Source organism: Achromobacter marplatensis, assembly GCF_049060505.1.
GTDB classification, from domain to species: domain Bacteria; phylum Pseudomonadota; class Gammaproteobacteria; order Burkholderiales; family Burkholderiaceae_B; genus Achromobacter; species Achromobacter marplatensis_A.
Map to the genome: position 1 here is coordinate 157,000 of NZ_JBMGRB010000012.1, position 8,569 is coordinate 165,568.

Here is an 8,569-nt window from a genome sequence, read left to right on the forward strand (position 1 = left end):
CGCGCAGGCATAAAATGCCCGATTACCCCATCCCCGCCCGACCACGCACATACAGGATCCCGCGCCATGAACGCACGTATCCCCGAAGACGCATTGCCGCCCACCCTGGACCCGAAAGCCCTCCAGGAATTTGTCGACGACAAATGGGACAACGAGATCATCCCCGCCCTGACCGACTACATCGCCGTGCCGGCCAAGAGCCCGGCGTTTGATGCCGACTGGGAAAAGAACGCGTTCATTGAACGCGTGGTGCGCGATGCGGCGCAGTGGGTCGAAGCGCAGAAGGTGTCAGGCCTGGTGCTGGAAGTGGTGCGTCTGCCGGGCCGCACGCCCGTCATCTTCTTTGATGCGCCCGCCACCCGCAGCGACAACGGCGACACCGTGCTGCTGTATGGCCACCTGGACAAGCAGCCGGAATTCTCGGGCTGGCGCGCCGGCCTGGGCCCGTGGACCCCCAAGTACGAAGACGGCAAGCTGTACGGCCGCGGCGGCGCGGATGACGGCTATGCCGTATATGCCTCGCTGACGGCCATCATGGCGCTGGACAAGCAGGGCATTCCCCGCCCGCGTTGCGTGGGCATTGTCGAGACCTGTGAAGAATCCGGCAGCTACGACCTGCTGCCCTATGTGGACGCGCTGCGCGACCGCCTGGGCAACGTGGCGCTGGTGGTGTGCCTGGATTCTGGCGCCGGCAACTACGACCAGCTGTGGATGACGACGTCGCTGCGCGGCATGGTGTCCGGCACGCTGGAAGTCCAGGTGCTGGACGAAGGCGTGCACTCGGGCGACTCCAGCGGCGTCGTGCCGTCGTCGTTCCGCATCCTGCGCCATCTGCTGGACCGCCTGGAAGACAGCGGCACCGGCCGTCTGCTGCCGCAAAGCCTGCACTGCGAAATCCCCGCCGAACGCATCGAACAGGTTTCCGCCACCGCGCGCATCCTGGGCGACGAAGTCTGGCGCCGTTTCCCCTGGAGCTGCGGCGCCGAAGGCGGCTTCGTGCTGCCGATGACGACCGAGCCCGAGCAAGCCCTGCTGAATCGCACTTGGCGCCCGACTCTGTCGGTGACCGGCGCGGAAGGCCTGCCGCCGCTGTCCAGCGCCGGCAACGTGCTGCGTCCGCGTACCGCCTTCAAGCTGTCGCTGCGCCTGCCGCCGCTGGTGGACGCCGTGGCCGCCTCGCAGGAAATCAAGGCATTGCTGGAAGCCGACGCGCCCTACAACGCCAAGGTGATCTTCAAGGCCAACGACGGCGCCGCCACCGGCTGGAATGCGCCGGCCACCGTGCCGTGGCTGACCCAGGCCCTGGACGCGGCGTCGCAGCAGTACTATGGCCAGCCGTGCGGCTACATCGGCCAAGGCGGCACGATTCCGCTGATGAGCATCCTGCAGAAGGGCTTCCCCAAGGCCCAGTTCATGGTCTGCGGCGTGTTGGGCCCCAAATCCAACGCCCACGGTCCCAATGAATTCCTGCACGTGCCTTACGGCAAGAAGCTGACGGCCGCCGTCGCCCAGACCATGGCGGCGATGCCGGCATGATTTCCACTTCCGACGCTTACGCCAACGTGGTGGCCGAAACCCGCGATTGGCTGACCAAGGCCGTGATCGGCCTGAACCTCTGTCCGTTCGCCAAGGCGGTTCAGGTCAAAGACCAAATCCGCTTTGCCGTCAGCGACGCCACCGATGCCGAAGGGGTGTTGACCGACCTGCAGGACGAGCTGGCGCTACTGGCCGAGACCGACCCCGAAAAGGTCGACACGACCTTGCTGATCATTCCCGACGCGCTGGACGACTTTCTGGATTTCAACGATTTCGAAGAGTTGTCCGATCGCCTGCTCAAGCGCATGCGCCTGGTGGGCGAGCTGCAGGTGGCCACCTTCCATCCGCAATTCCAGTTTGCGGAGACGCAGCCGGACGATATCGAGAACTACACGAACCGGTCGCCATATCCCATCCTGCACCTGCTTCGCGAAGACAGCATCGACCGCGCGGTGGAGTCCTTCCCGGACGCCTCTGACATCTACGAAAAGAACATCGAAACGATGAACAAGCTGGGTCTGGAAGGCTGGAAGAAGTTGATGACCAAGGCCTGAGGCCGGGAAGGGGGCCGCCGCTAGCCCGGCGCCGGCGGCCCCTGTGCTAAATATTTTCTAGTTATATAGGGGCGGCCGCTTATTCAGGCGACCCGGCCCCCGGAACGCCAGCTGATATGGCCTTCCAAGCAGAGCAGATGGTGCTTCCGGCATGCGCTGGTCATACCAGCGACACCCGCGAGAAAGATTTCACGAAACTTACGGCAAGGGTTTTCCCGCTACGTCCCGGCATAAATTTGCCGATAGCATCGCCCCCAAAATCATAAAGCGCGACCATTTGTTACCCACTGGATCGCGCCAGGGGCTCCACCAAACCGCCCCGGGACCAGCAAAACTTTATCCAAAGTTGGGAGACTTGCATGCAACGCCGTTCGTTTTTGAAGAAAGCCACCTTGGGGGCCGCAGCAGGCGGCGCCACCCTGGCGGTGCCCGCCATCGCTCAAGAGGCCCCCACGCTGAACTGGCGCCTGGCGTCCAGCTTTCCGCGTAGCGCCGATGCCATCTTTTCGGGCGGCGAAAGCGTCGCCAAGTACGTGTCCGAGGCGACTGGCGGCAAGTTCTCCATCCGCGTGTTCCCGGCTGGCGAAATCGTCCCGGCGCTGCAAGTGCTGGACGGCGTGCAGAACGGCACGATCGAATGCGGCCACAGCGCGTCGTACTACTACTACGGCAAGGACCCGGTCCTGAGCTTCGACGCCGCCGTTCCGTTTGGCCTGAACACGCGCCAGATGAATTCGTGGATGCGCCACGGCGACGGGCTGTCGTTGTTGCGCGACGTTTTCAAGGCCTACAACATCGTCAACTTCCCCTGCGGTTATACCGGCACCCAAATGGGCGGTTGGTTCCGCAAGGAAATCAAGACCGTCGATGACTTGAAGGGTCTGAAGTTCCGCGTCAGCGCCTTCGCGGGCGCCGTGCTGTCGCGTCTGGGCGTCGTGCCGCAGCAGATCGCCGGCGGCGATATCTACCCGGCGCTGGAAAAGGGCACCATCGACGCGGCCGAATGGATCGGCCCCTATGACGACGAAAAGCTGGGCTTCAACAAGGTTGCCCCGCACTACTACTACCCGGGCTGGTGGGAAGGCACGCTGCAAGTGTCGCTGTACGTCAATCAGGACGCCTACAACAAGCTGCCCAAGCAATACCAGGCCATCCTGGCACAGGCTTCGGCCGCGGCGACGAACGACATGATCGCCAAGTACGACGCCGAGAACCCGGCCGCGCTGCGCCGCCTGATCGCCCAGGGCGCCAAGCTGCAATCGTTCCCCAAGCCCGTCATGGACGCGTGCTTCGCGGAATCAGTCAAGCTGTATGACGAAATGAGCGCCAAGAGCCCGGTGTTCAAGAAAGTCTACGAAAGCATGAAGAACTTCCGCGACAACGAACTGCCCTGGTTCCGCGTCGCCGAAGGCAGCTACGACAGTTACATGGGCACGATCAACCGCAAGTAAGCGGCGGACCTGATCGTGCCGGCGCGCGCGGATGTGCCGCATCCGCGCGCGCTTGCTGGTTTTCTCCTCTTTCGATTTGCACATTGACCGCGCGCCATGCCCTCGCGCGGGTCCGGATATCCGACATGAATGCCCTATTAGCCCTATCCCGGTTGATTGATGCGATCAACACGGTGGTCGGCCGGTGCGTGACGTGGTTGACGCTTGTCGTCGTCCTGGTCAGTGCCGGCAATGCCGTCGTCCGCAAGACGTTCCAGATCAGTTCCAACGCATGGCTTGAATTGCAGTGGTACCTGTTCGGCGCCATCTTCCTCTTGGCCGCCGGATACACGCTGCTGAAGAACGAGCACGTGCGCGTGGATGTGCTGTCCTCGCGCCTGCCGCGCCGCAAGCAGATCTATATCGACATCTTCGGCGTCATCTTCTTCCTGATGCCCGCCTGCCTGCTAATCACGTATCTGTCGTGGCCGATGTTCATCGATTCGTTCGTGAGCAACGAGCAGTCGTCCAACACGGGCGGCCTGGTGCGCTGGCCCGTGAAACTGCTGATCCCGGTGGGCTTCGCGCTGCTGGTGCTGGCGGGGTTGTCCCACCTGATCAAGTGCATCGGATTCTTGATGGGCAAGTGCCCCGATCCGGGCGCGCGCGCCACCGATATCTCGGCCGAGGAAGCGTTGGCCCAGGAAATCGCGGAAGAAGCGCGGCTGCGCGAAGAACGCGCCTTGGCGGCGCAAGGCGGGCAGGCCCCAGGCGGCGCCCGCGACCAGAACGGACAGGACGGACGCTGACCATGGAATTTCTGACTGCAAACATGGCCCCCATCATGTTCGCCACGCTGGTGGTGTTCCTGTTGATGGGCTTTCCCGTCGCGTTCGCGCTGGCGGCCAATGGCATCCTTTTCGCGCTGATCGGCATTGAGCTGGGACTGTTGAACGCGGCCTTGTTCCAGGCCTTGCCGCAACGCATTTTCGGCATTATCTCCAACGACACATTGCTGGCGGTGCCATTTTTCACCTTGATGGGGCTGGTGCTTGAACGATCAGGCATGGCCGAAGACCTGCTGGAGACCATCGGCCAACTGTTCGGCACCGTGCGCGGCGGCCTGGCGATCGCCGTGGTGTTCGTGGGCGCGATGCTGGCCGCCACCACCGGCGTCGTGTCGGCGTCGGTGATCTCGATGGGCTTGATCTCGCTGCCCATCATGCTGCGCTACGGCTATGACCGCAGGCTGGCCAGCGGCATCATCGCCGCGTCGGGCACCTTGTCGCAGATCATCCCGCCGTCGCTGGTCCTGATCATCCTGGCCGACCAGCTGGGCCGCTCCATCGGCGACATGTATCGCGGCGCCATCCTGCCGGGCTTCCTGTTGGCGGGCACGTATGTGGTGTTCGTCATCATCAAGTCGTACCTGAAGCCGGATTCGGCGCCCGCATTGCCCGAGGAAGCGCGCTCGTTCCGGGAAAGCAACGGCACGCGCGGCGGCCGTTCGCTGCTGGTGCTGATGATTATCTCGGCGCTGTCGGCGTACTTTGTCGGCCAGTACATCGAAGCCGACACGGCGCCGGTGGACGAGCAGATCGTGCTGTCGCTGCTGATCTGGGGGCTGACCGCCTTCATCATTGCCGGCGTCAATAAGGTCTTCAAGATCGGCATGCTTTCGGCCCTGGCCGAGCGCGTCACGTTCGTGATGATCCCGCCGTTGTTCCTGATCTTCCTGGTGTTGGGCACGATCTTCATCGGCGTGGCTACCCCGACCGAGGGCGGCGCAATGGGGGCGGTGGGCGCCATTGTCATGGCCATGATCCGCGGCCGCCTGACGCTGAACCTGATGAAGCAGGCCATGGACACCACCACCAAGCTGTCCACCTTCGTGGTGTTCATCCTGGTGGGCTCCACGGTGTTCGGCCTGACTTTCCGCGGCGTCAACGGCGACTTGTGGGTCGAACACCTGCTGGTCAGCCTGCCGGGTGGCGAAATGGGCTTCCTGATCGCCGTCAGCATCCTGACGTTCGTGCTGGCGTTCTTCCTGGACTTCTTCGAACTGGCCTTCATCATCGTGCCGCTGCTGGGCCCGGTGGCGGACAAGCTGGGCATCGACCTGATCTGGTTCGGCGTCCTGCTGGCGGTGAACATGCAGACATCCTTCATGCACCCGCCATTTGGGTTTGCGCTGTTCTACCTGAGATCGGTGGCGCCCAAGGACCGATATAAGGACAAGGTGACCGGCAGGATGATCGAACCCGTGACCACGGGCCAGATCTACCGCGGCTCGATCCCGTTCATCGTGATCCAGTTGGCCATGGTGGCCGCCGTCATGGCGTTCCCGGGCCTGGTCATGCACTACAAGAGCGATGCCGCCGAGGTCGACGCCAGCAAGGTGAAGATCGAGGTGGATACCTCGTATGGCACCAGTACCTATGGCAGTGATGATCCGGCCGCCGGGTTCAAGTAGCAGAGGCCGTTGAAAAACGAGCCAAGGAAATGCCGGCGCTGCCGGCATTTTTTTTGCGCGGGATATCCCTAAATGGCGGGCAAACCAAATTGCATACAACATACCGTTTCGCTGCCAGGAGACCCGTATGCGAATGAACCGCCGCCACGCCCTGGGCGCGCTTGCCGCGCTGCCCCTGATGTCCCGTCCCGTCTGGGCCCAAAACACCTTCCCGACGCGGCCCGTGCGGCTGCTGGTGGGTTTTGCGCCTGGCGGCCTGACGGACATTGCCGCCCGCGCGCTGGCCGAGCGCATGAGCAAGACGCTAAAGCAGAATGTCGTCGTCGAGAACCGCCCGGGCGGTCAGGCCATTATTGCCACGGTGGCGGTCGCGCGCGCCGAGCCGGACGGCTACACGCTGGGCTTCGCGGGCACCAACGGCATGATCCTGAACCCTTTGCTGTACAACAACCTGCCGTACCAGCAGTCGGACTTCAAGCAATTGGGGTCCATGGGCAAGTCGCCCATGCTGCTGATCGTGCACCCTGCGCTGGGCGTGAAGAACGTGCAGGAATTCATCGCGCTGGCCAAGAAGAAACCGGGCGACCTGACCTGCGCCCATGCCGGACGGGGCGTCATCAACCATCTGGCGCTGCTGCATTTCCAGTCCAAGACCGGCACCCAATTCCAGGACGTGCCCTATAAGGGTAGCGGCCCCGCACTGCTGGACCTGATGGCGGGCACGGTGCAAAGCACGTTCGATTTCCCCACGTCGGCGCTGCCCAACATCAAGTCCGGCAAGCTGCTAGCGCTGGCCGTAACGGCCGACAAGCGCCTGTCCAGCCTGCCCGACGTGCCCACCATGAAGGAGGCGGGCGTGGATGGCTTCGAGCTATACACGCGCATGATGATCTCGGGCCCCGCCGCCATGCCCGCGGCGGTGGTGAAAGTGCTGGAGAACGCGGTGCGCGAAGGCACGCGGGACCCCGGTCTGATCCAGCAGTTCGCCGACCAAGGCGTGGCCGTGGAGTTCACGTCCTCCGCCGACCTGGACAAAGTGATCGCGGACGAATCCGCCATGTGGGCCCAGGTCATCAAGGCCAACGGCGTGCCCAAGACCGACCTTAAAGCCTGAGGACTCGCCGTGATCGAACAAGCCCGCATCACTGTTACGCCCGAATTCGCCCTGATCGACGTCTCGCGCGAGGTCCGCATCGACGGTTTTCCCCCCTATGCCTTCATCACCGTCACCGCCACCATGCAGATGTGCGGCGCCCCATGGCGTTCGCAAGCGGTGTTCGTGGCTGGCCACGACGGCAGCCTGGACCTGGGACGCGACAGCCCGGTTTCGGGCAGTTATGCCGAACCCTCGGCCATGGGCATCGTGTGGTCCATGGTGTGCGAAGACATGAGCCGCGTGGTCTTTCCCCCCGACCGCACCGAACCGCTGGTCATCCAGATCGAGGCCACCGACGGCGTGCGCAGCGCCTCTGCGCGGCTGGTGCAGGAATTCCTGGAAGAGGGTGTGACCCACCGCTCGGTGCGCGAACAAGTGGGCGGCATGACGGTGTCGGGCGAGCTCTACACGCCGGCGGGCCCCGGACCGCATCCGTTGGTGATCTACATGAACGGTTCGTCGGGGGGCGTCAACGCGCCGCGCGCCGCGCTTTTCGCCGCGCGGGGATTCCAGTGCCTGGCCCTGGCCATCTTCAACTACGAAGGGCGGCCCAAGTACTTGAACGACATGCCCCTGGAATATTTCCAGCACGTGCTGCAGTGGGCCCGCGCCGAACTGGCGCCGCGCGACGGCTTCGTGGCGCTGTCCGGCATCAGCCGGGGCGGCGAGACCTCGCTGCTGGTGGCGTCGCACTATCCCGAACTGGTCAGCGCGGTCGTCGCCTATGTGCCGTCGCCCGTCACGCATGGCGTGGTCAGCGCTGGCGCGCCGGGCACCGGCCGCAACGCCCAGGTCTGGACCCAGGGCGGCCAACCGCTGCCGCACCTGTGGCAGGACAACGCCAGCGCCGACTGGGAAGCCGCCTACGCGTCCGAGCCGCCCTACCGCCAGACACATGCGTTCTTAAGCGCCACCCGCGACAGCGCGGCGTTCGAACGCGCCCGCATCCCGGTGGAAAACTATCCCGGTCCGGTCATGTTGGTCAGCGCATCCGACGACGGTTTCTGGCCCAGCACCGCTTATTCCGAGATCGTGATGCGGCAGCGCCAGTCGCACGGCCTGCCCACGTTTCATCATGTCTGCATGGGGGCGGGGCACCACGTGCATTACCCCTACCTGCCGGCCACCTTGATCAGCAAGCCCCATGCGATGTCGGGGCTGCTGCTGGACGCCGGCGGCACGCCAGCCGCGAATGCGGCCGGCAACGAAGGGTCTTATCTGGCCGTGCTCGAGTTTCTGGGCAGGGCAGCCGGCACGTAGGATGGTGGCGGCAGGCCAGCCACCCTGTCGTAGGATGGGTGAAGCGCGAGCGGCTTCAGGCAAAAACGCAGGAGCTCAGCGCGTGTACGGACCGGGGACATGGGTAACAGGTGTTCGGAGACATAGGTAACACTTCTAGCATCACGGTATGGCCGTTTTT

At 63.9% G+C, this 8,569-nt stretch carries 7 protein-coding genes; all 7 read left to right on the plus strand.

The genetic code is table 11. The annotated features are described in order from the left end of the window. Positions 1-66: 66 nt before the first annotated feature. The 7 genes from ACI0FO_RS26170 (at position 67) to ACI0FO_RS26200 (ending at position 8,409) form a co-directional block, all read left to right on the plus strand. Complete coding sequence (locus tag ACI0FO_RS26170) at positions 67-1,536, plus strand: M20 family metallopeptidase (RefSeq protein WP_416031560.1); 1,470 nt, start codon at positions 67-69, stop codon at positions 1,534-1,536. Beyond that, a complete protein-coding gene (locus ACI0FO_RS26175; protein ID WP_313463991.1) occupies positions 1,533-2,090 on the plus strand; it encodes a DUF1415 domain-containing protein in 558 nt (185 codons plus the stop codon). The genes ACI0FO_RS26170 and ACI0FO_RS26175 overlap by 4 nt, the downstream gene beginning before the upstream one ends. Positions 2,091-2,449: 359 nt before the next feature. Then, entirely contained in the window at positions 2,450-3,541 is a 1,092-nt protein-coding gene (locus ACI0FO_RS26180; RefSeq protein WP_416031561.1) for a TRAP transporter substrate-binding protein, read from the plus strand. A 125-nt stretch (positions 3,542-3,666) separates the two neighbouring features. Next, positions 3,667-4,329: a TRAP transporter small permease subunit gene (locus tag ACI0FO_RS26185; protein ID WP_416031562.1), complete on the plus strand. Its 663-nt coding sequence runs from the start codon at positions 3,667-3,669 to the stop codon at positions 4,327-4,329. 2 nt (positions 4,330-4,331) lie between these two features. Next, positions 4,332-5,993 (plus strand): TRAP transporter large permease, encoded by a 1,662-nt coding sequence (locus ACI0FO_RS26190; RefSeq protein WP_416031563.1) that lies wholly within the window; start codon positions 4,332-4,334, stop codon positions 5,991-5,993. A 127-nt stretch (positions 5,994-6,120) separates the two neighbouring features. Further along, positions 6,121-7,107 (plus strand): Bug family tripartite tricarboxylate transporter substrate binding protein, encoded by a 987-nt coding sequence (locus tag ACI0FO_RS26195; protein WP_416031564.1) that lies wholly within the window; start codon positions 6,121-6,123, stop codon positions 7,105-7,107. Between the two features lie 9 nt (positions 7,108-7,116). Beyond that, complete coding sequence (locus ACI0FO_RS26200; RefSeq protein ID WP_416031565.1) at positions 7,117-8,409, plus strand: acyl-CoA thioesterase/BAAT N-terminal domain-containing protein; 1,293 nt, start codon at positions 7,117-7,119, stop codon at positions 8,407-8,409. Positions 8,410-8,569 lie beyond the last annotated feature (160 nt).